We start from the raw sequence: 21,685 nt of genomic DNA on the forward strand, positions 1-21,685 counted from the left end.
ATTAATTTTCCATTAATATCAATGAGATGGGCGGTTTTTATTTGCATTTGAAATAGTGCACACAAGGCCATACTGGTGGTATGATTGTAAAAAAATTCATAACAATGTTAATACATTCAAAAATTTCCTCAACAGAAATCCAATACCCGATATGGGATTTCTGATTCAATCTCCATCACGATAAATAAGGATTAAAATCCATGAAAATCGACACTTTATATCAGCCTAAGCTCTCAGCTTCCGGCAAAGTAACTGTCGCCGTGTGCTTTGCATTCCTGGGAAATGCAGCGGTAGCCGCCAATATCGAAGCCATCGGCCAAACTTCGGTACAGCAGCAACACAATGTTGACATCGTCAACATTGCCGCACCGACGGCTCAAGGTCTTTCTCACAACCAATATAACAAGTACAACGTTTCCCAACACGGTGCCGTTTTGAATAACGCCCTGTCTGCCGGTAAATCCCAACTGGCCGGAAACCTGTCTGCCAACAAAAACTTCCAAGGTCAGGCCGCATCTGTGATCTTGAATGAAGTGGTCAGCAAAAACCCTTCCCTGATCTTGGGTCAGCAAGAGATCTTCGGTATTGCCGCAGACTATGTTTTGGCAAACCCTAACGGCATTACCCACAACGGCGGCAGTATCCTGAATGCCAACCGCGCATCCTTGGTTGTCGGTACGCCAACCGTTTCAGACGGCGCGTTGAAATCTTTCAATATCAGCGACAATGGCAAACAACTGCAAGTAAACGGCAATTTGAGCGGCAACCGCGTGGTTGACCTGCTCGCGCCGCAAGTGGTTGTCGGCAAATCAGCCAACGTTAATGCCGCCGACGCCATCAATGTTTCTTCAGGCAAAAGCAACTTCGACTACAAAACCGCACAAATCGAAGCATTGGACGCTGCTTCAAATGCGCCGGTGCTTGACGGTCATATTTTCGGCAGTATGCGCGCCGGTACCATCCGCATCCACGCGACCGACAAACGCGCCAAACAAAACATTCAAAATGCCGCCATTACCGGTACCCGCTACCTGAATATCGACAGCAAAGGCAACCTGAGCATCCAGTCCGCCAATCTGACCGGCGCACAAATGGAATTGTTTGCCCGCGATACCGACATCAAAGGCACGGTTACCAGCCATTCTGCCAACAAATCTTCCAGCGGCAAAGAGGCGCAAAATGTTCAGCACTTCCGTTCGGACCGCAACAAAACGGAAACCTTTACCGCCAGCAATATCAATGCATCCGAGTCATTGACTTTGAACAATAGCGGCAGCCTCAACCTGAGCGCAGCCAACATCAATGCCGGCGCGCTGACTGCTTCTGCCACAGGCAATATCAATTCTAACGCGGTAAAAACCACCAACCGTACAGAATCCGACCACACTCAAAGCAAAGGCCTTTGGTACAACAACAACCTGAGCTCCTCTGCTGACGAAAGCCTGCATCAAACCAAAATCAATGCCGGTTCTGTCAATATTGCCACCACCGGCAAAGTTCAATTGGATGCGACCGAACTGAACTCGGCTGCTGATGCACGCATTGCCGCCCAACAAGGAATCGTATTAAGCAGCAACAGCGAAACCGACAGCAGCTCGACTTATGTCAGCTTCAAAAATGAAACTGCTGCCCTGAAAACCGGTATCGCTACAAAATCTTCCAAAAACTCTACCGCCCATCAAACCAAAATCTCCGCAGCCGGTGATATCGGTTTGATTTCCGAAGGCGATTTGAGCACTTACGGCGCAAGCATTGCGGCAAACGGCAATGTCGTTACCGATGTCAACAACATCAACTTGGGTACTCAAACCACCATCAACACCAACAGCCTCGACGACCAGAAAAAATACTGGGGCGGCCTGTTCGGCGGTGAAAGCCAAGTTCAAAACAACCGTACCGAAAACCTGCACGGCAGCAGCATTACTGCCAACTCAAACATAGTTTTGGGTGCAAAAAACGGCGTCAACGTTTACGGCAGTACCGTTGAAGGCCAAGCCGGTACATTCGTCAGCTCCAAAGCAGGCAATGTCGATATTAAAAACGCCACCAGCACCGATACTTCCGCACAAAGCGCGCGTAAAGGTACGATTTTCAATATCACTACCTCTAAAACCAGCAGCAACAGCAGCATTGAAAAAGTAACCGGTTCTACCTTGGTTTCCAATGCCGACCTGACCGTTGTTTCCAACAAAGACATCAATGTGATCGGTTCTGCATTGTTTGCGGCACAAAAACTGCAACTTTCTTCCGCAGGCGATTTGACCATTGATGCTGCCAAAGCGGTAGAAAACAAACAGGTCAACGAGTATTCCATCAAAGGCTACTCTGGCACCGAAACCAATAAAGAAAACGGCAGCGTGACTGCCAAAGCCGGTATTAAATTCACCGATACCCACACCGACACCCACTCTGTCGGCCTGAACGGCAGCATTTTGACCGGTAAAAACACCCAGTTGTCTTCCAACTCAAACGTTACCGTCAGCGGTAGCCAAGTCAACGGCGAAGAATCTGTCAACATTTCCGCAGCCAATGACGTCAATGTTGTTGCATCCAAAGGCAGCAACACTGTGACCGAATCCGGACGCGTAACTGATTTGGGCGTATCTGCTACTGCATACGAAAAAAATAACGTTGCAGGCGTCGGCGTATCTGTCGGCATTACCAGCACCAAAACAGATGCAACTACCGTAACGAATACATCTCATGTATCCAACATCAACACCGGCGGCAACGCCACCATCACTGCAAACGGCAATATTAATCAAGAAGGTACAGTGATTAATGCGACCGGCAATGTGGTTGAAGCTGCCAAAAACGTTACCCATGCAGCGGCACACAGCGGTGCAAAATCCGATGTGAAACAAAACGGCGGCGGTTTGGTCGTTTCTGCCGGCATCAGTACCAACAAAGGCATCGGCGGTGAAATCACTGCACAAGGTCAAGGCAACTCCTCGACCCACAATGAATCCACTGCAACCGTAACCACCATCAACGCAGGCAATGCCATCGTTTTGGCAAATGACAAAGTGTCTGATGAAGGTACAAAATACGATGTGACCGGTGCGATTAACATTGATGCAGGTTCATACCACAACACTGCCGCCCACAACACCAGCAACAGCAGCAGTAAACAAGGCGGCGCTTCTTTGACTGTCGGCGCATACACCAAAGATGGTTCAAACGTTGATGTGAATGCCAACCTGAACGTCAACTACGCTGATGAAAACAAAAAAGAATCTACCGCCGTCAAAGGCGATATGAATGCGACCAATGTTGTCATCAACGCCAAAGACTCTGCTGAAATCGCATCCAACATTACCGCCAACAACAACGTCAACATTACCGCAGGCAACGGCGTAACCTTCACCGAGTCAGCCAATACTGCCTCCAACCAAGGTACAGCTGTTAATGTCGGTATCGGCGCTGGCGCGACAATCAATGTTGAAACCGGTGTTGCCGTTCCTCACGTCAACGGCTCTGTCGGCGTCAACAAAACCGATAACGCTTCTTCTACCGCCGCAGGCGCGAATGTAGCGGCCGGCAATGAGATTAAAATCAATGCCAACAACGGCGACGTCAACCTGCACGGTACCAACTTGGTATCCAACAACTCCGTTGAAGTAGAAGGCAACAAAGTCAATACTTCCGGCGCGATCAGCAGCGTTAACGAAAAAAATCTGACCATCAATGTCAACGGCAGCTACGCTTCAGGCAAACCAAACGGCGGCATCAACGCCAAAGGTAAAAACGAAGCCAACGTAACCAATACGGCAAACACCATCCAAAGCGACAATGTTGTTATTACTACCGGCTCTCCAACCGGTTTGAGCGTCAACAATACGACCATCAACGGTAATAATGTTGCGTACTACTATGACGACAGTAAAGCTCCTGCGGCGAACCGTTATACCTATCGTCCTCGCCAACCAAGCTACGCCAAACGCCGTTTGCGCTACTAAGATGCGCTATTGAAGTCATTTAATAGCCATTAAGACATGCCGTCTGAAAACAGAAAGTTTTCAGACGGCATTTTTATCATCAATGCAAAACAACACACTATCTCTGTTATGATAATGCCTCGCTAATATTATTCCGTTCCTACCATGTCTTCCGCCCTTCCTTTTGACGCGCTCACACTTTCCATCGACGGCACCAACCTTATCGAAGCTTCTGCCGGTACGGGTAAAACCTACGGCATTGCCGCGCTCTTTACCCGACTGATTGTTTTAGAAAAAAAAGACATCGAGAAAATTCTGGTCGTTACCTTTACCAAAGCGGCGACGGCAGAACTGAAAACCCGTTTGCGCGCACGTTTGGACGAAGTGTTGCAGGTTTTGAACGAAATCCAAACTTTGGGCGGCGAGCCGGAACATATTTCAGACGGCCTGAACAAATATTACGAAAAAGAGAAAAAATCCCCCGATGACTTTCTCAATCGCTTGATTCCTTTGGCTTTAGGCGAGCAAGACGGACAAGAAAGCTGCCATCGCCTGATTCTCCGCCTCAAAGCCGCGCTGAGCCAGTTTGACAACTCCTCTATTTACACCATCCACGGCTTCTGTCAGCGCGTCTTGCGCGATTACGCGTTTTTGTGCGGCGCACCTTTGGATGTCGAGCTGTCGGACGACTCGCGCGAGAGGCTGCTGATTCCTGCACAAGACTTTTGGCGGCAGAAAGTGGCAACCGATGCCACATTGGCACAATTGGTTTTTGACCGGAAATGCACGCCCGAAGAAATGCTTGCCGAAATCAAAAGCTATACCGGCCGCCCCTATCTGAAATTCAGACGGTCTGAAGGCGATTTGAAAGAAGCCCAAGCCAACCTTCAAGAAACATGGCAAAAAGTTTGCGCTCAGTTGGAAGACTTGGAAAAAGCATTTTGGGCAATTTTTCCCAAACTTAACGGCCAAACCTACAAAAGAAAAACCTTTGAAAATGTTTTTACCGATTTAAAAACAAACGCCGAATCCAACCGTCTGCCCCGCCTGAGCAAACAAACGCTAGAAAAATTAAGCCTCTTCAGTATCGACACGCTCAACAGCAAACTGAAAAAAGAATATAAAACCGATGCCGATATGCCGGAAATTATTCAGCTGCAAGCCTTGGCCAATCTCGGTCGTGATTTGCAGGCAATGGAAAGCGCGGAAGAAGCGGTCTTCATCCGCCTGCAACTCGACCTCCTTTCCCACATCAATCAGTCCATTGCCGAACAAAAAAAATCACGCCGCGAGCGCGTGTTTGACGATTTGCTGCTGGACGTCCATCAGGCATTGACCACCAATGAACACGGCAACGCGTTGGCAAAAGCGGCGGCGGCAAACTGGGAAATCGCGCTGATTGACGAATTCCAAGATACCGACCCGCTGCAATACGAAATTTTCCGCCAAATTTTTATCGAACAAGGCTGCCCGCTGTTTCTCGTTGGCGACCCCAAGCAGGCGATTTACAGCTTTCGCGGTGCGGACATTTACGCCTATCTGCAAGCTGCGCAAGATGCGGACAGGCATTACACCCTCGCCGTCAACTACCGCAGCCATGCCAAGCTGATTAACGGCATCAGCGCCTTGTTCAAACAAAAAAAACACCCCTTCGTCTTGGAAAATATCGATTACAGCGATGTCTCCGCCAGCCGCGCCGAAAGCCGGCTGTCGCCACACCGTCCCGCCATCCAAGTACGCTGGCTCAACACGGACGATCAGACCAACAAAGAGATTTTGCGTGGCCGTGCCGCCGAATATTGCGCCGATGAAATTGCCTTTGCGCTCAATGAAGCAGCCGAAGGCCGTCTGAACTTCAAAGGCCGCGCGCTGGAGTCCGGCGATATTGCGGTTTTGGTGCGCACCAACAACGAAGCGGCGATGATTGCCGGTAAACTGAAACAGCGCCGTATCCAAAGCGTGTTGCTGTCGCGCCAGTCCGTTTTCGATTCCGCCGAGGCAGATTCGCTGTCCGCGCTGATCGGCTTTTGGCTCAACCCAAGGCAAACCGACTGGCTGCGCTTTGTCTTGACCGGCGTTTTATTCGGCTATACCGCCAAAGAGATTTACGAACTCAACCATAACGAACACCAGCTGCTGAAATGGCTAGAGTCATCTGCCCAAGCCATGGAAAAATGGCGGAAAGGCGGCATTTTTGCCGCCGTGCAGCAGTTTGCCGCCCTACATGACATCGAAACACGCCTGCTCAAAGGCGGCAACGAGCGCAGCCTGACCAACTACTACCAAATTCTGGAGCTTTTGGCCGAAGAAGACAGTCAAAGCCGCAACCCTGCCGCCCTGCATAAATGGCTGAACGAACAAATCAGCCGTGCACGCAGCGGCCATTTCCCATCAGACGCGCAAACCATCCGTCTTGAAAGCGACGAAAAACTGGTCAAAATCGTTACCATGCACGCGTCGAAAGGTTTGCAATATCCTTTGGTGTACTGCCCCTTCGCGTGGGATACCAAAGACAATTCCAAAGAAAACTGGAAAATCCTGCATACTGAAAGCCACGAAACCGAGCTACTGGCAAAATCGCAAACCTCGGAAGCAGAACTAAGCCATCTTGCCGACGAAAAGACGGCAGAAGATTTACGCCTACTTTATGTCGCCCTTACCCGCGCCGAAGAACAGCTCAATATCTACGCCGCCGCCAACAAAAACTGTACGCCAAACAATCCTTTTGCCTATCTGCTCGAAGGTTTGTCGGATGCCGGCCGCGAGAGCGTCAGCCAAAGCTATAAAAGCGCGACAGACGTTGTAGAAATGCTTAAAACCAACTGGCAACGCTTTATCAAAAACGCGCCTGAAAATACGGAGTTTGCCTTCACGGAAGAAGCCCCGCCGGAAACCGTCTATCAATACAGCCGCCAGCAAGACCAAGCTTTTAGCGCACATAGCATTAAACGCCGCGATTTTGACTTTATCCGCCACACCAGCTTTACCGGTTTGAGCCGGCACACCAAGTCAACCGACGAACAACACGAGCCTTTGCAACCTGCCATCGATCCGGCAGAAAGCGCAGACCGTGCCATGCCGTCTGAAAACCTGCCGCCCCCACTTTCAGACGGCCTCGATATCCACCATTTCCCCCGCGGCACCAATGCCGGCGTATGTTTGCATGAAATGCTGGAAAAACTCGATTTCGCCGCCTCTGCCGAGAGCCAATCCGAAATGATTGCCGAAGTTTTGCAACGCCATAGCTTTGAAGACAAATGGCTGCCGACGGTAATCACCATGCTCGATACCTGCCGCCTTACGCCTTTAATCAACGAGAGCCTGTCACAGATTCCGACGACCCGACGCCTGCCCGAAATGGGGTTCACCCTGTACATGGACGATTTCAAACTGGACGACTTGCGCCGTTGGTTTGCCTCAAGCGAAGCAAACCTGCCGCCCGAATGCGTCCAAGCCGCGCAACTGCTTGATTTCCATGATTTGCAAGGCTATTTAAACGGCTTTATTGATATGGTTTGCCAAGATTCAGACAGCAATGTCGTTTTAATCGACTACAAATCCAACCATTTGGGCAACGATGCAAGCGCCTACACGCAACAGGCGATGAACGAAGCTGTGGCGCATCATCACTACTACCTGCAAGCCCTGATCTACGCCGTTGCCATCGCGCGCTACTATGCCCTGCGCGGCAAGCCCTTGCCCCAAATCGCCATCCGCTACCTCTTCCTGCGCGGCATGGACGGCTCGGATCAAGGCATCTGGAAATGGGACATCGATACCGCCCTGCTTTCCACTTTTGTTGAACGAAAAGCAAATACTTGATAAATCATCTTGTTAAACCGTCAAAAAGGCCGTCTGAAACGTTTTCAGACGGCCTTTGATTATTTGTGCAAACCGCATTCCTTACTGTCTTTGCTTTCCCACCACCATCGCCCGGCGCGGATATTTTCGCCCAGCTTGACTGGACGCGTGCAGGGTTCGCACCCAATGCTGGGATAGCCTTGATGATACAGCGCATTAAGCGGAACTTGGTGCTCGTGCGCATATGCCCAAACATCCTGCTCTTCCCAATCGAAAATAGGATTGAATTTGGCGATGTTGCGGCCTGTATCCAGCTCTTCAAAATTCAATTCGCTGCGCGTTTCGGACTGGCTGCGGCGTTGTCCGGTCAGCCATGCAGGCGCGTTGTGCAAAGCGCGGTTGAGCGGTTCAATTTTGCGGATATGGCAGCAACGGCGGCGCAACTCGACACTGTCGTACATCGCGGTCGTACCAAACTCCGCTTCAAATTCGGCGGCGGTTTGTCGATTGGGATAAAACACTTCCAATTCGGTTTGATAACGCGCATTGGTTTCGGCAATCAGCGAGGCGGTTTCGGGATTGAGTTTGCCCGTATTTAGCGTGATGATGCGGATGGGCAGTTTCAGACGGCACACGGCATCGGTAATGACCATATCCTCAACCGCAAGGCTGGATGCGAAGACGGCTTGCGGATAGCGTGCGGCAATGTCTTGCAAACGGTGCTCCAAAGCGGCTGCCAACTCAGGCAGTTGGCGGCGTTCGGCATCGCTGATTTCGGGGATTTTCCAGAGTTGTGGGCGGAATAAAGACATGGCTGGTTGTTCCTAATAATTTTCAGACGGCCTGTTGAAACGGCTGCCGATATGGTTATGGAACAATATTGTCCAGCGCCCTATCTTCAAACGGAAAGAATGCTTTTCTATTTCTTTATAACCAAAGCGTCTGCTGCTGGTTTTTCGGCAGCAAATGGCTCACGCCGATACCGATCAGGCGGAAGGCGTCTTCACGTTGCGGAGGTATGCGTTGCAGCAAAGTATGCGCTGCCTGAAGCAGCGAGGCGCTATCGGGAAGGACGGAAGAATACGTCAGCGAACGCGTGATAATGCGGAAATCGTGGGTTTTGAGTTTGAGGGTAACGCCTTTGGCTTCGACGTTTTTGCGTTCGATTTGCCGCCAGAGGTCTTCGGCGAGGTGCGGCAAATGGCTTGAAGCCTGCGCCAAAGACAAATCTTCGGGTAAGGTGATTTCGGTTGAGATTTGCAGGCGTTCGCGTTCGGCTTTGACCGGCCGCTCGTCGATACCGCGTGCCAAATCGTAAAGGCGGTAGCCGTAGCGGCCGAAATGGTTTAAAAGTTCGCCGCGCTCAAAACGGCGCAAATCGCCGGCGGTTTGCATACCGAGGGCATTCATCTTTTTCAGTGTAACTTTGCCGACACCGGGAATCTTACCCAACGGCAGGCTCTCCAAAAACGCCATGATTTTTTGCGGCGGCAGCACAAACTGCCCGTTCGGTTTGCGCCAGTCAGAAGCGATTTTGGCCAAAAACTTATTGGGCGCGATACCCGCGGAGGCTGTCAAACCGGTTTCTTCAAAAATTTCAGCACGAATACGTTTGGCCACTTCGCTGGCGTACGGGATATTTTCAAAATTTTGGGTAACATCCAAATAGGCTTCGTCCAAAGACAAAGGCTCGATCAAATCGGTATAACGCCGAAACACGGCATGAATCTGCGCCGACACTTGACGGTACAAATCGAAATGAGGCTGCACAAACACCGCCTGCGGACACAGCCTTTTCGCCGTTGCCACCGACATGGCTGAGTGCAAACCGAATTTGCGCGCCTCATAAGAAGCGGCACAAATGACCGACCGCGTACCGTCCCACGCCACAACGACAGGCAGCCCTTTCAGGTGCGGCTGCTCGTGTAGTTCTACCGAAGCGTAGAATGCGTCCATATCGATATGGATGATTTTGCGTTGGGACATGGGAAAAGGTGGATAAGAAAAAGGCTTATTGTAACAAAAGGCCGTCTGAAGTTTCAGACGGCCTCTATGTTTAAGCCTTATTTTTTACTGGAAAGCTGGTCAAACAATCCGCCGTCGGCAAAGAATTTTTTCATGATTTCTTCCCACGGGCCAAATTTCTCATTCGGATTAAACGTCTCAATCTCAGGGAAATCGGCTTTGTGTTTCGCCAATACTTCGGCATTGCGCGGACGCAGATAAAGATTGGCGGCCAACTCTTGAGCCGGTTCGCTCCAGAGGTTTTGCAGATAGGCTTCGGCAGCGGAGCGTGTGCCTTTTTTGTCGACTACGCTGTCCACGACGGCAACCGGTGCTTCGGAAAGAATGGTGTAGCTCGGATAAACGATTTCAAACTGGTCTTGGGTCAGCTTTTTGCTGACGTAGTTGGCCTCATTTTCAAAGGTAACCAAGACATCGCCGATATTGCGTTGACTGAAGGTCGTCGTTGCCGCGCGACCGCCGTTTTCAAATACAGGCGTGTTTTTCAGCAATGCGGCCACAAAATCTTTGGTTTTGCCTTCATCGCCGTTATTCACTTTCAAACCATAACCGTACGCACCCAAAAAGGCGTAGCGGCCGTTGCCGGTGGTTTTCGGGTTCGCCAAAACGATTTGCACGCCGTCTTTGGCCAAATCGCCCCAGTCTTGGATGTGTTTTGGATTGCCTTTGCGTACCAAGAAAACGACGTTACTGGTATAAGGCACGGCATTGTCCGGCAGACGGGTGTTCCAATCGGCTTTGACCAAACCTTTTTTCACCAAAAGCTCGATATCGGAAGTCTGGTTCATGGTCACCACATCGGCAGCCAAACCATTGGCGACAGCCAAAGCCTGCTTGCTGGAGCCGCCGTGCGACTGTTGGACTTCAACCGTTGCACCGCCGTTTTTCGCAGCATATTCTTTAACAAACAAAGGATTGTATTCTTTATAAAAATCTCGTGCGACATCATAAGAGACGTTCAACAGCTTCACATTACCGCCCTTGCCTGCGGAAGCGGCATTGTCGGCAGATTGTTCGTTTTTGGGAGAGCAGGCACTCAACGCCAGCGCGGCGGTCAATGCGGCAAAAGAAAGGGTACGGATATTCATGGTCGGCTCCTATTAAAAGTATGGCGATACTTTATCGGGATCGGAGGCAAACGGGAAATAATGTTTGCTTTTGGGTTTATCAGTTTTGGTTATATAAACCGAGGCCGTCTGAAATCAAAAAATAATTATTTATAACTATAAAATCTAAACCATATTATTTACAAAGTTAATAAAAAAGAGTACCGTTCGTATTCGCCGAATCATTAGGCGTTTTATTCAATAATCGAAAGATGGAGTGTAGAAACTATGAAACAATGGATGCTTTTAGGATTGCTGGGATTGGGCGCAGTGGCACAGGCACACGATGTTTGGGTGGCCGCACCGACACATCAGCCTGCCGGCCAAATCCTGCATGCGGATTTGGGTTACAGCCATGACTTCCCCAATGTCGAAAAAATCGCCGACGACCGCGTGCATATTTTCAAACCGCTGCAATTGACCGACAGCTCAAAGAAAACCGTTGATTTGGTGAATAAGGGCGAAAACTATCAATACGTTTCCAAAGCCGCCCTGCCCGCAGGCTCCTACTGGGTCAGCGCGACCTACCAACCGACTTTCTGGTCGAAAAACCAAGACGGCTGGAAACAGCAAACCTTGAAACAGCTGGCCGGTGCCACCTATTGCGAACAATCGCAAATGTTCGGCAAGAGCTTTGTCCAAGTGGGCAACGGCGCAGTTGATGAAGCTGTATTGACCCGCCCTATCGGCCAAGAGCTGGAACTGGTTCCGCTGAAAAATCCGAACGAAGTCAAAGCCGGCGGTATTTTGCCGGTCAAAGTCCTGTACAAAGGCGAGCCTTTGGTTAAAGCCACCGTTACCGCCAGCTCGGACACTTTGGCGGAAATGGACTTGGAATCAACCCATGACCACCGCGAGCCTCAAGGCTTCTCCGGCAAAACCGATAAAAACGGCGTGGTCAATGTGATTACGCTGATTGACGGTTTGTGGAAAATCAAAGTCGTGAACGAGACCGATTACGGCGATAAAAGCGTATGTCAGAAAGATAATACTTACGCAACGCTGATTGTGCCTGTCGGCACCAAACGCGCAGCCGCACGCCATGCCCACCATCATCATTAACAACCATTAAAAAAGGCCGTCTGAACTTTCAGACGGCCTTCATTTATTCTAATTCATAACCCAAATTTCTAAAAAAACGGGAGAATGTTTCCAACTCATCACCATTTAATTGGGTAAAACGGATACGGTTGCAGCCGGTCAAGACCACACTTCCCATCCAGTGCGCCCCAAAGACGCGCTCTAAAGGGACATTCCTCATTCGATTGATAAACGGTACTTCTGAAGAAAATTGCGTAGCAATATTCGGAGGCGCAAATTTCAAACCTAAGTCCTGCAATCTATAACGGTGTTGCGCCGTCAAAAACATATCCTCGTGGTGCAGCCGTACCAGCCATTCCATATCGGCAATTTTCTCGTCTTTCGGCGGCAAAGGCGGTCGGATTTCTACATTTAAACCCAGTTGTCGCGGCATGGTTAAAAGCCGCTTGCTGCGCAGGCTGAAACCGCCGTTCTGCGGCTCGTCCAAATTCGGAGAAGTCTGAATCAGATGTTGTTTAGCCAAATATTGGTCGGTTCCTTTCAGGAAAAACTGCCCGTCTGCTTCGGTTTCCAACAAAATCGGCAAAGGTGCGCCGATATAATCATATTCCCGATAGGCATCCTGCCAGTTTTGACCGTTCAACACCCAGCCGTCATTTTGAACGATCAAACAATAATCAGTATCGATGTAATACATCAGTTGGTACAAAACAAACAGATTGTATTCTAAATAACCGAATTTCCGGCAAGGCTGATGTCGGATATTTTCCGGCAAACCTTGCGGACAACTCGGGCTGATCAGCAATCCACGGCTTCCGGGCAATTCGGCGCAGCTGCGGATAATGGCATACATCGTGCCCTCGGTATAAGAATCTGCGCCGGTAATACTAACCACGGTAATGTCAGCAAAACTCATTATATGTTTCTCCTGTTTCAGACGGCCTTTACGTTATTTACGACGCCTTATTGCAGATATCTTTCAAGCGATACAAGGCATCCAAGGCTTCGCGCGGCGTAAGGTTGTCGGGCTGAATTTGCGCCAAAGCTTCAGCCAATTCATTGGTCTGCAAATTATCGACAGGCTCAACTTCTTGTTCTTTCCCTTCCTCATCTTCCCTATTTTCAGACGGCATGGCGCTGAAAATATCCAACTGCGGACGGTTGGCGGCGGCTTGGTTTTCCAAATCGTTTAAATGCTTTTGAGCCGCCTTCAATGCGCGGTTGGGCAGGCCGGCGAGTTTGGCAACGGCGATACCGTAGCTTTTGCTGGCGGGGCCGGGTTCGATGTGGTGGAGGAAGACGATGTCCTGTCCTTGTTCAAGTGCGGAGAGGTGCATATTGACTGCTGTTGCGTGGGCTTCGGGCAGTTTGGTCAGCTCGAAATAGTGGGTGGCGAAGAGGCTGAAGGATTTATTTTTTTGCAGCAGGTGTTCGGCAATGGCTTGGGCAAGGGCGAGGCCGTCAAAAGTCGAAGTGCCGCGACCAACTTCGTCCATAAGGACGAGGGATTGGTCGGTGGCGTGGTGGAGGATGTAGGCGGTTTCGCTCATTTCAACCATGAAGGTGGAGCGGTTGGAGGCTAAATCATCCGATGCGCCGATACGGGTAAAGATTTGGTCGATAGGGCCGATTTGGGCTGAATCGGCAGGCACGAAGCTGCCGGTGTGCGCCATGAGGACAATATGGGCGACTTGGCGCATGTAGGTGGATTTGCCGCCCATGTTGGGGCCGGTCAGGAGCATGAGGCGGTGTTTGTGGTCGAGGCGGGTGTGATTGGCGGTGAAGTGGCGCACTTGTTGCTCGACGACGGGATGGCGGCCGTTTTCGATATGGATGACCGGATAGTCGGCGAACTCGGGACAGACGAAACCGCGTTCGGCCGCAATCGCGGCGAAGGTGGAGAGTACGTCGAGGGCGGCGGCGGCTTTGGCGGCTTTTTGAAGCTGGGGAAGGGTCGTCTGAATGTCTTTGAGGAGGGCTTCAAACAGGCGTTTTTCCAATGCCAATGCCTGCTCTTGCGCGGTCAGGACTTTGTCTTCGAAGGTTTTGAGTTCGGGGGTGATGAAGCGTTCGGCGTTTTTCAGGGTCTGGCGGCGTTGGTAGTCGGAGGGGGCTTGTTCGGCCTGGACTTTGGATAGCTCGATGTAGAAGCCGTGGACGCGGTTGAACTCGACTTTGAGGGTGGAGAGGCCGGTGCGTTCGCGTTCGCGCGCTTCGAGGTCGAGCAGGAATTCGTCGCCGTGGTTTTGGATGTGGCGCAGTTCGTCGAGTTCTGCGCAATAGCCTTGGTTGATGACGCCGCCGTCTTTAAGCCAGACGGCGGGTTCGGGCATTACGGCGGCTTTGAGGGTTTCGGCAACGGGCAGGGTTTCGGGGAAAACGGCTTTGAGGGTTTCCAACAGGCTGCTACCCTCGGCGGATAATTCGATTTCGGATAGGGCAAACAGGCTGTCGCGCAGGGCGGCGAGGTCGCGCGGACGGGCGTTGCCGACGGCGATGCGGGCGGCGATGCGTTCGATGTCTGCGATGTTTTTCAGACGGCCTTGCAGGGTTTCGTATTGCGAACCCAGCGCGGCAACGGCTTCTTGGCGGGCGCGGATATGGACGCGGCTGCGTAAGGGGTGGTGCAGCCAGAGTGCCAAGAGGCGGCTGCCCATGTGGGTGGCGCAGCCGTCGAGTATGGAAAACAGGGTCGGCGATTTTTTGCCGGAGAGGGTTTGCGTGATTTCGAGATTGCGGCGCGTGGCGGCGTCCATGCCGATATATTGGCTGTCGGTTTCGAGCGAAATGCCGTCTAAGTGTTGCGGCATCAGGTTTTGCGTCAGGCGGATGTAGTTCAACAGCGCGCCCGCCGCACCGACAGCGGCTTCGTGTTCCTTGCCGTCCAAACCGAAGCCGTGCAGGTCTTGGCAGCCGAAATATTCGGTCAATAATTTCGCGCCCGCGTCGGCGGCAAACTGCCATGAGTTCAGGCGCGTGATGTTGGCAGAGGTCGTCTGAAAACCATTAGGCAGGCTTTTGCCTTCGGGCAACAGGATTTCCGCCGCCTGCAAACGCGCCAGCTCGTCGGCGAGTTTGTCCGCCGTCGTCAGCTTGGTTTTGAATTCGCCGCTTTGCAAAGATGCCCACGCGATGGCGATGTGTTTTTTATCCGCGTTCACCGCCGCGATGCGGTTGGTTTCCTTGTCTTCCAAAAATGCCGCGTCGGTCAGCGTGCCGGGCGTAACGATGCGCACGACTTTGCGCTCCACCGGTCCTTTGCCCGCGCCGACTTCGCCCACCTGCTCGCACACCGCCACGCTTTTGCCCATCTTCACCAGCCGCGCCAGATACTGCTCCGCCGCATGAAACGGCACACCCGCCATCTTAATCGGCACGCCGTCCATCTGCCCGCGCGTGGTCAGGGTAATGTCCAACAGCTTTGCCGCCTCCACTGCGTCATCCAAAAACAACTCGTAAAAATCGCCCATGCGGTAAAACACCAGCTTGTCGGCGTGTTGCGATTTGATGGCGAGATACTGCTGCATCATCGGGGAAACGGTGGGTTTGGACATGGAAAAGCCTTAGAAACGCAAAAGCGTTATTGTAACAAAAGGCCGTCTGAAAAACAGGTTTCAGACGGCCTTTAACAGCAGCTTGGTTTTAAGCCAAAGCTACTTCCAAATTATCAATCAGGCGCGTGGTACCCAAACGTGCGGCAGCAAGCACCACCAATTCTTTATCGCCAACATGAGCCACTGCCAAACTGTGTGCATGGCGGATTTCAACGTAATCAACCACCCAGCCGGCATCGGTCAAACGGCGGATACATTCGGCTTCAAGCTGGGCGTAATCCAGATTGCCGTTTTTCAAGGCGGCGGCAATGTTTTGTAACTCTTGATAGAGACGGGGCGCTTCTGCGCGTTCTGCTTCGCTCAAATATTGGTTGCGACTGGAAAGTGCCAGGCCGTCTGAAGCGCGACCGGTATCGACAGGAACGATTTCGATATTGAAATTCAAGTCTTCGACAAAGCCTTTGATAATCGCCAGCTGCTGATAGTCTTTTTTGCCGAAACAGGCGGTATCGGGTTGAACAATGTTGAACAACTTAGTCACAACGGTCGCAACGCCGCGGAAATGGCCCGGACGGAATTTGCCGCACAATTCATTTTGCAGGTGCGGAGGCTCGACATTGAAACGCTGTTCTACATTCGGATACAGCTCTTTTTCATCAGGCGCGAACACGACGGCAACGCCCTCGCCTGTCAATTTGTCGGCATCTTGTTGCAAAGTGCGCGGATATTTGTCGAAATCCTCGCCTTGTCCGAATTGCAGGCGGTTGACAAAAATACTGACCACAACGTTATCGGCACGTTTTTTTGCTTCGCGCACCAGCGCAAGATGGCCTTCGTGCAGATTGCCCATGGTCGGTACAAATGCCACTTTTCCGGCAGTTTTGCGCCACTCGCGCAATTCTTTAATCGTATGAATAATTTGCATGGTTTGAAAAATCCTTTATTTTTTCCGCTGTTTCATCAACGGGAATCACGCGCCGATTATACGCTTTTATTCATCGAAAAGGCCGTCTGAAATAAGTTTCAGACGGCCTGGTTTTTATTTTATCCGGCAAACGTATGTTCGACAGATGGGAACGTTTTTGCTTTGACTTCGTCCACATAGGCTTTGACCGCAGCTTGAACGCTGTCTTTGCCCTGCATAAAGTTCTTCACGAATTTGGCGGTTTTACCTGGGAAAATGCCGAGCATATCGTGCATCACCAAAACCTGACCGTCGCAATCCACGCCTGCGCCAATGCCGATGGTCGGGCAAGAAACGGTCTCGGTCACTTTTTTCGCCAATTCCGCAGGAACGCATTCCATCAATACGATTGCCGCACCTGCCGCATCATGCGCTTTAGCGTCGTTGAGCAACGCTTCCGCCTTGTCGCCTCGGCCTTGAACTTTATAGCCGCCGAATGCAAACACGGATTGCGGAGTCAGGCCGATGTGGGCGCAAACAGGGATACCGCGCATTTGCAGAAATTCAGTGGTCTCCGCCATCCAGACACCGCCTTCGAGCTTGACCATATGCGCGCCGGCCGCCATCAACTCAGCCGCCGCCGCAAATGCCTGCTCTTTGCTCTGCTGATAAGCACCAAACGGCAAGTCGCTGACAATCATGGCATTTTTAGTACCGCGAGCCACGCATTCAGTGTGGTAGCACATATCCTGCAAGCTCACCGGCAAAGTGGACTGACGGCCTTGCACCGCCATACCCAAAGAATCACCGACCAGCAGTACATCTACTCCGGCATTGTCCATCAGCGCGGCAAAGCTGGATTCATAAGCGGTCAGCATGGCGATTTTCTCGCCCTCTGCTTTCATTTTTTGCAAAGTGTTTACGGTAATCATGGTGTTTTGTGTGTTCCGCCCGACGGGCAGCCCTTTGTTGTAATGGAAACGCGGTATTATAAGGTCTGCTTTTAAAATATCAAAGCATAAGCAAAAAGCCCGACTGCTTTCACAATCGGGCTTTTAATTGGTGCCGGCACCAAGAGTCGAACTCGGGACCCCCTGATTACAAGTCAGGTGCTCTACCAACTGAGCTATACCGGCTTACTGAAATGCCTTGTGGCACCATCAGTCTTTAACTGGTGCCGGCACCAAGAGTCGAACTCGGGACCCCCTGATTACAAGTCAGGTGCTCTACCAACTGAGCTATACCGGCAAGGAAGTCGGCATTATGCCGATAAGTTCCCATCTTGGCAAGCATTTTAAAACAAAGTTACTCACGAAATTATAAAAACCAATGATTTTAAAGAAAATTAAATACCTGCCTTATTTTCCAATCTAACACGCTCAAAGGCCGTCTGAAAACCGCCCCAGCACAAAACATCATGGTTTCTGTTAAAATAACGCCTTTTACATCTTTCGTCTGCACCCATGCCACCCCGCCATCCTTACCGCCGCCTGCGCCCAGCCAAATCCCATCTGCCCGAAGTCGGTATTTCTGAAGAAGGCAATATCCGTTCCCTGCACTTGGGCAGCGACACCATTCAAAGCTCTATGAATGTCGATCATCCGTCCGAGCTGGTGTTGTCGTACAGCCGCGCCATGATGGGTTGGCTGCTGTTTGCAGAAACCCCGCCCAAACACATCACCCAAATCGGCTTGGGCGGTGGCTCGTTTGCCCGTTGGATAGACAGCTATCTGCCCCACACCAAGCAAACCGCTGTGGACATCAATCCGCAAGTCATCGCCGTGGCGCGCAGCCTGTTTGAATTGCCGCACGAAGGTGAAAATTTTGAAATTATCGAGGCGGATGGCGCGGAATATATTAAAGTGTTCCGCCACAATACCGATGTAATTTTGGTAGATGGTTTTGACGGCGAACAGATTATCGATGCTTTGGTAGAAGAGCCTTTCTTCCAAGACTGCCGCAATGCCCTCTCTCCCGATGGCGTATTTGTTACCAACTGGTGGAGCGGCGACCAGCGTTATCAACGCTTTGTCGAACGCCTGCTCAACGTCTTTGACGGCCGCGTACTCGAGCTGCCTGCCGAAAGCCACGGCAACGTAGCAGTCATGGCATTCCAAAGCAGCCCTAAAGAACAAAATATCGACAACTTAAAAAAACGCGCCGAAAAATTAAGCGAAAAATACGGCTTGGACTTCAAACGGATGCTTGTTGATTTGAAAGCCAACAATCAAAACAACGGCAAGAATTTTTATCTGTAAACCGTTTCAGGCCGTCTGAAAAAACAAACAAGGACACACTCATGCTCAAACCCGACATCATTCAAATCCCCGGTCCGGCCGGTTTACTGGAAACCATCTACCTGCCAAGCACACAAGAATCCGCCCGCGGCGTTGCCGTCATCAACCACCCCAATCCCCTGCAAGGCGGCACCAACACCAACAAGGTCATCCAAACCGCCGCCAAAGCCCTCAGCCAACTCGGTTTTCATTGCTACCTGCCCAATTTGCGCGGCGTAGGCAATAGCGAAGGCGAACACGACTACGGCCGCGGCGAAACGCAAGACTGCATTGCCGTTATCGACTACGCCCGAGCGCAACATCCTGATGCACCGCAATTCGTTCTGGCCGGTTTCTCATTCGGCGGCTACGTTTCCACCTTTGCCGCCCAAGAACGCACGCCTGATTTGCTGTTGCTGATGGGCGCCGCCGTCCATCACTACACCGACCGCCCGGAACCATCAGACGTTCCCAACGTCGCCAAAACATTGATGATTCATGGCGCGGAAGACGAAGTCGTTGAAATCAACAAAGCCCTGACATGGGCAGAACCACAAGGCCTGCCGGTTGTAACCATTGCCGGCTCGTCCCATTTCTTCCACGGCAAACTCATCGTTTTACGCGATACGATCACACGGTTTGCACCGGCTTTATTAGGCTAAAATACAGCTACAAAATAAAACAAGGCCGTCTGAAAGCTTTTTCAGACGGCCTTGTTTGTATGAAAACCTTATTATCAAATATCAGGCTCAAGTATTCAGAAATCCATCAAGGATTTTCTACTTAACATCTCAATTCTGAGTCAACCAATACTGCAAACCAATCAAAGTCTTACCATCTTTGATTTCATCGTTTACCAATGCATTACGCACCTCGTCCTTGCTCATCAGGACAGTTTCTGTAATTTCATCCTCATCGTTGCTCAACTCGCTGCCCAAACGCACGCCTTGCGCTTGGTAAAGATACATTTTTTCATCACAAAAACCGACTGCGGTATAAAAGGAGTACAACAGTTTGACACTGTCGGCGACATATGGCGTTTCTTCCGCCAACTCACGCAAAGCGCATTCGGCAGGATCTTCGCCTGCAATATCCAATTTACCCGCAGGCAATTCCAACGTCGCCTGATCGGCTGCATAACGCCATTGGCGCACCAAAACAACTTTGCCGTCTTCCGTTTCCGCCAATACACACGCAGCACCCGGATGGCGGATCACAACCCGTTGGCTTTCGTTGCCGTTGGGCAGGCGCACCCGATCGCGGCTGATGGTAACAAAAGAACCTTCGTAGATTGGCTCACTGCTTAATTTAGTTTCTTTCAAATCCATTTTTTACCTCATTTCCAAATTATTAAAATATTAAAGGCCGTCTGAAATCCTTTTTCAGACGGCATAGATAAGCCTTATTCCCGAGCGCGTTCAATTTCAATACCGACCTGCGCCACATCGGGCAAGATACCCGGTTTCACAATACGGACGCGCACTTTGGCCGCACCAAAATCATTTAAAATCAATTGGGCGATATATTCCGCCAAAGCTTCCAGCAGTAAAAAATCCTGTTCGGCAAGGCTGCGGCGTACGACTTCGCATACTTCGCCATAATGGATGGTATCGCCGATATCGTCGCTCGTGCCGGTACGCTCGGGAACACTGATTTCCAAATCCAAAATCAAAGTCTGTTTACGCTCGCGTTCCCAATCATATACGCCGATTAAAGTATCGGCCTTCATGCCGTACAAAAAGATTTTATCCATTTGCCTGTCCGTTTTTTTGATAGAATAACCGTTCCCATTTTAAGTAAAGCACCCAAAATGTTCAATGTACTCGCCATTATTGCCGCCTATCTTATCGGCTCCCTGTCTTTTGCCGTCATCGTATCAAAATATTACGGCATGGACGATCCGCGCACTTACGGCTCCGGCAACCCCGGTGCCACCAACGTCTTGCGCAGCGGTAAGAAAAAAGCGGCCGCACTGACCTTGCTCGGCGATGCAGTAAAAGGCTTGGTTGCCGTCATCTTGGCACGCTGTCTGCAAGATGCTTTAGATTTATCGGATGCAACGATAGCCCTGGTCGCCATTGCCGCATTGGTCGGTCATATGTGGCCAATATTTTTCAATTTTAAAGGCGGCAAAGGCGTAGCCACCGCATTGGGTGTCTTGCTCGCCCTCTCCCCTGCAACCGCCCTGCTCTGTGCCTTAATTTGGCTGGTCATGGCATTCGGTTTCAAAGTATCCTCCCTCGCTGCACTGGTCGCCACCGTCTGTGCCCCAATCTTCGCCTTCTTCATGATGCCACACGCCTCTTGGGCATGGGCAACCGTATTCATTGCAGCATTGGTGTTGTACCGCCATAAAAGCAATATTCAAAACCTGATTCAAGGCAAAGAAAGCAAAATCGGGGATAAAGCCGGAAAATCTTAAAAGTGTAGATGGCCGTCTGAAAATATATTTTTCAGACGGCCTTTATAGTTTTTATTCACGCATAATCAGTCAATCTTAATATATTCCACCGACAGAATCTCTATAACCTCACGCCCTTCCGGTGTATTCAAGACAACTTCATCGCCTTCGCGTGCTTTAATCAGGCTGCGCGCCAAAGGGGAAATCCATGAGATTTTGTTTTTAGCAGTATCGATTTCATCTACGCCGACGATTTTGACGGTTTGTTCACGACCGTCTCCGCGCAATAAACCAACGGTGGCGCTGAAAAAAATCTGGTCCGTGGCTTCGCGCGCTTCTGGATCGACGACAACGGCGGCTTCCAAGCGTTTGGTTAGGAAGCGGATACGGCGGTCGATTTCGCGCATACGGCGTTTGCCGTAAAGATAGTCGCCATTTTCGCTGCGGTCGCCATTGCTTGCCGCCCAGTTAACGATTTGGACGATTTCTGGGCGTTCTTTGTTGACCAGATGATAAAGTTCGTCTTTCAATGCCTGCCAACCGGTAGGTGTGATGTAATTTTTGGTTTCGGTACTCATAATGTGTCTATAACATAATTAAAGGCCGTCTGAACATTAATTTTCAGACGGCCTTTATTGT

Annotated in this window: 16 protein-coding genes and 2 tRNA genes; 6 read left to right on the top strand and 12 right to left on the bottom strand. The window is 50.8% G+C overall.

Going from position 1 to position 21,685, the window contains the following annotated elements:
* Positions 1-200 precede the first annotated feature (200 nt).
* Both ACTHUR_RS05860 and recB read left to right on the top strand, forming a co-directional pair.
* The gene (locus ACTHUR_RS05860) at positions 201-3,959 is read left to right on the top strand and encodes a hemagglutinin repeat-containing protein (protein ID WP_070625422.1); all 3,759 of its coding nucleotides are present in this window, start codon (positions 201-203) and stop codon (positions 3,957-3,959) included.
* A 144-nt stretch (positions 3,960-4,103) separates the two neighbouring features.
* Positions 4,104-7,760, top strand: a complete 3,657-nt coding sequence (gene recB / locus ACTHUR_RS05865; RefSeq protein ID WP_070625424.1) for an exodeoxyribonuclease V subunit beta — start codon at positions 4,104-4,106, stop codon at positions 7,758-7,760.
* A 59-nt stretch (positions 7,761-7,819) separates the two neighbouring features.
* On the opposite strand, the gene ACTHUR_RS05870 is transcribed toward recB, so the two are convergent.
* The 3 genes from ACTHUR_RS05870 to ACTHUR_RS05880 form a co-directional block, all read right to left on the bottom strand.
* Positions 7,820-8,551, bottom strand: coding sequence for a phosphoadenylyl-sulfate reductase (locus ACTHUR_RS05870; RefSeq protein WP_004521081.1), 732 nt, complete (start codon positions 8,549-8,551; stop codon positions 7,820-7,822).
* A gap of 115 nt (positions 8,552-8,666) precedes the next feature.
* Positions 8,667-9,725: a DNA polymerase IV gene (gene dinB / locus ACTHUR_RS05875; protein WP_004521080.1), complete on the bottom strand. Its 1,059-nt coding sequence runs from the start codon at positions 9,723-9,725 to the stop codon at positions 8,667-8,669.
* 77 nt (positions 9,726-9,802) lie between these two features.
* Positions 9,803-10,846, bottom strand: a complete 1,044-nt coding sequence (locus ACTHUR_RS05880; protein WP_191620581.1) for a sulfate ABC transporter substrate-binding protein — start codon at positions 10,844-10,846, stop codon at positions 9,803-9,805.
* Between the two features lie 252 nt (positions 10,847-11,098).
* Here ACTHUR_RS05880 and ACTHUR_RS05885 point away from each other — a divergent pair, with 252 nt between their 5' ends.
* Positions 11,099-11,932 (top strand): DUF4198 domain-containing protein, encoded by an 834-nt coding sequence (locus ACTHUR_RS05885; RefSeq protein WP_049343971.1) that lies wholly within the window; start codon positions 11,099-11,101, stop codon positions 11,930-11,932.
* A gap of 43 nt (positions 11,933-11,975) precedes the next feature.
* Here the strand turns inward: ACTHUR_RS05885 and ACTHUR_RS05890 are convergent, their stop codons facing one another.
* The 6 genes from ACTHUR_RS05890 to ACTHUR_RS05915 form a co-directional block, all read right to left on the bottom strand.
* Positions 11,976-12,827, bottom strand: a complete 852-nt coding sequence (locus ACTHUR_RS05890) for a DUF5672 family protein (protein ID WP_440361182.1) — start codon at positions 12,825-12,827, stop codon at positions 11,976-11,978.
* A gap of 37 nt (positions 12,828-12,864) precedes the next feature.
* Positions 12,865-15,465: a DNA mismatch repair protein MutS gene (mutS, locus tag ACTHUR_RS05895; RefSeq protein WP_440361183.1), complete on the bottom strand. Its 2,601-nt coding sequence runs from the start codon at positions 15,463-15,465 to the stop codon at positions 12,865-12,867.
* Between the two features lie 88 nt (positions 15,466-15,553).
* Entirely contained in the window at positions 15,554-16,390 is an 837-nt protein-coding gene (gene panC / locus ACTHUR_RS05900; RefSeq protein WP_254323800.1) for a pantoate--beta-alanine ligase, read from the bottom strand.
* A 119-nt stretch (positions 16,391-16,509) separates the two neighbouring features.
* Positions 16,510-17,301 (bottom strand): 3-methyl-2-oxobutanoate hydroxymethyltransferase, encoded by a 792-nt coding sequence (gene panB, locus ACTHUR_RS05905; RefSeq protein WP_049333454.1) that lies wholly within the window; start codon positions 17,299-17,301, stop codon positions 16,510-16,512.
* A 128-nt stretch (positions 17,302-17,429) separates the two neighbouring features.
* A tRNA-Thr gene (locus ACTHUR_RS05910) sits at positions 17,430-17,505 on the bottom strand.
* A 36-nt stretch (positions 17,506-17,541) separates the two neighbouring features.
* Positions 17,542-17,617 (bottom strand) — tRNA-Thr (locus ACTHUR_RS05915).
* Between the two features lie 215 nt (positions 17,618-17,832).
* Between ACTHUR_RS05915 and ACTHUR_RS05920 the strand changes: the two genes are divergently transcribed.
* Positions 17,833-18,627: a polyamine aminopropyltransferase gene (locus ACTHUR_RS05920; protein WP_440361184.1), complete on the top strand. Its 795-nt coding sequence runs from the start codon at positions 17,833-17,835 to the stop codon at positions 18,625-18,627.
* Positions 18,628-18,668: 41 nt separating this feature from the next.
* The gene (locus ACTHUR_RS05925; protein ID WP_440361185.1) at positions 18,669-19,307 is read left to right on the top strand and encodes an alpha/beta hydrolase; all 639 of its coding nucleotides are present in this window, start codon (positions 18,669-18,671) and stop codon (positions 19,305-19,307) included.
* Between the two features lie 129 nt (positions 19,308-19,436).
* Here ACTHUR_RS05925 and ACTHUR_RS05930 read toward each other — a convergent pair whose 3' ends face one another.
* Both ACTHUR_RS05930 and folB read right to left on the bottom strand, forming a co-directional pair.
* The gene (locus ACTHUR_RS05930) at positions 19,437-19,973 is read right to left on the bottom strand and encodes an NUDIX hydrolase (RefSeq protein ID WP_004520157.1); all 537 of its coding nucleotides are present in this window, start codon (positions 19,971-19,973) and stop codon (positions 19,437-19,439) included.
* A gap of 74 nt (positions 19,974-20,047) precedes the next feature.
* Positions 20,048-20,398: a dihydroneopterin aldolase gene (gene folB, locus ACTHUR_RS05935; protein ID WP_004520156.1), complete on the bottom strand. Its 351-nt coding sequence runs from the start codon at positions 20,396-20,398 to the stop codon at positions 20,048-20,050.
* A 57-nt stretch (positions 20,399-20,455) separates the two neighbouring features.
* Between folB and plsY the strand changes: the two genes are divergently transcribed.
* Complete coding sequence (gene plsY, locus ACTHUR_RS05940; protein ID WP_004520155.1) at positions 20,456-21,067, top strand: glycerol-3-phosphate 1-O-acyltransferase PlsY; 612 nt, start codon at positions 20,456-20,458, stop codon at positions 21,065-21,067.
* 65 nt (positions 21,068-21,132) lie between these two features.
* Here the strand turns inward: plsY and greB are convergent, their stop codons facing one another.
* Entirely contained in the window at positions 21,133-21,624 is a 492-nt protein-coding gene (gene greB, locus ACTHUR_RS05945) for a transcription elongation factor GreB (protein WP_049336518.1), read from the bottom strand.
* Positions 21,625-21,685: the final 61 nt, after the last annotated feature.

It is taken from the genome of Neisseria sp. P0021.S007 (genome assembly GCF_051956855.1).

Coding starts and splice junctions, on each gene's coding strand:
- folB (WP_004520156.1), bottom strand. CDS start 20,398: ATGGATAAAATCTTTTTGTACGGCATGAAGGCCGATACTTTAATCGGC.
- ACTHUR_RS05890 (WP_440361182.1), bottom strand. CDS start 12,827: ATGAGTTTTGCTGACATTACCGTGGTTAGTATTACCGGCGCAGATTCT.
- ACTHUR_RS05930 (WP_004520157.1), bottom strand. CDS start 19,973: ATGGATTTGAAAGAAACTAAATTAAGCAGTGAGCCAATCTACGAAGGT.
- panC (WP_254323800.1), bottom strand. CDS start 16,390: ATGCAAATTATTCATACGATTAAAGAATTGCGCGAGTGGCGCAAAACT.
- mutS (WP_440361183.1), bottom strand. CDS start 15,465: ATGTCCAAACCCACCGTTTCCCCGATGATGCAGCAGTATCTCGCCATC.
- ACTHUR_RS05885 (WP_049343971.1), top strand. CDS start 11,099: ATGAAACAATGGATGCTTTTAGGATTGCTGGGATTGGGCGCAGTGGCA.
- ACTHUR_RS05870 (WP_004521081.1), bottom strand. CDS start 8,551: ATGTCTTTATTCCGCCCACAACTCTGGAAAATCCCCGAAATCAGCGAT.
- ACTHUR_RS05920 (WP_440361184.1), top strand. CDS start 17,833: ATGCCACCCCGCCATCCTTACCGCCGCCTGCGCCCAGCCAAATCCCAT.
- panB (WP_049333454.1), bottom strand. CDS start 17,301: ATGATTACCGTAAACACTTTGCAAAAAATGAAAGCAGAGGGCGAGAAA.
- ACTHUR_RS05860 (WP_070625422.1), top strand. CDS start 201: ATGAAAATCGACACTTTATATCAGCCTAAGCTCTCAGCTTCCGGCAAA.
- ACTHUR_RS05925 (WP_440361185.1), top strand. CDS start 18,669: ATGCTCAAACCCGACATCATTCAAATCCCCGGTCCGGCCGGTTTACTG.
- greB (WP_049336518.1), bottom strand. CDS start 21,624: ATGAGTACCGAAACCAAAAATTACATCACACCTACCGGTTGGCAGGCA.
- recB (WP_070625424.1), top strand. CDS start 4,104: ATGTCTTCCGCCCTTCCTTTTGACGCGCTCACACTTTCCATCGACGGC.
- plsY (WP_004520155.1), top strand. CDS start 20,456: ATGTTCAATGTACTCGCCATTATTGCCGCCTATCTTATCGGCTCCCTG.
- dinB (WP_004521080.1), bottom strand. CDS start 9,725: ATGTCCCAACGCAAAATCATCCATATCGATATGGACGCATTCTACGCT.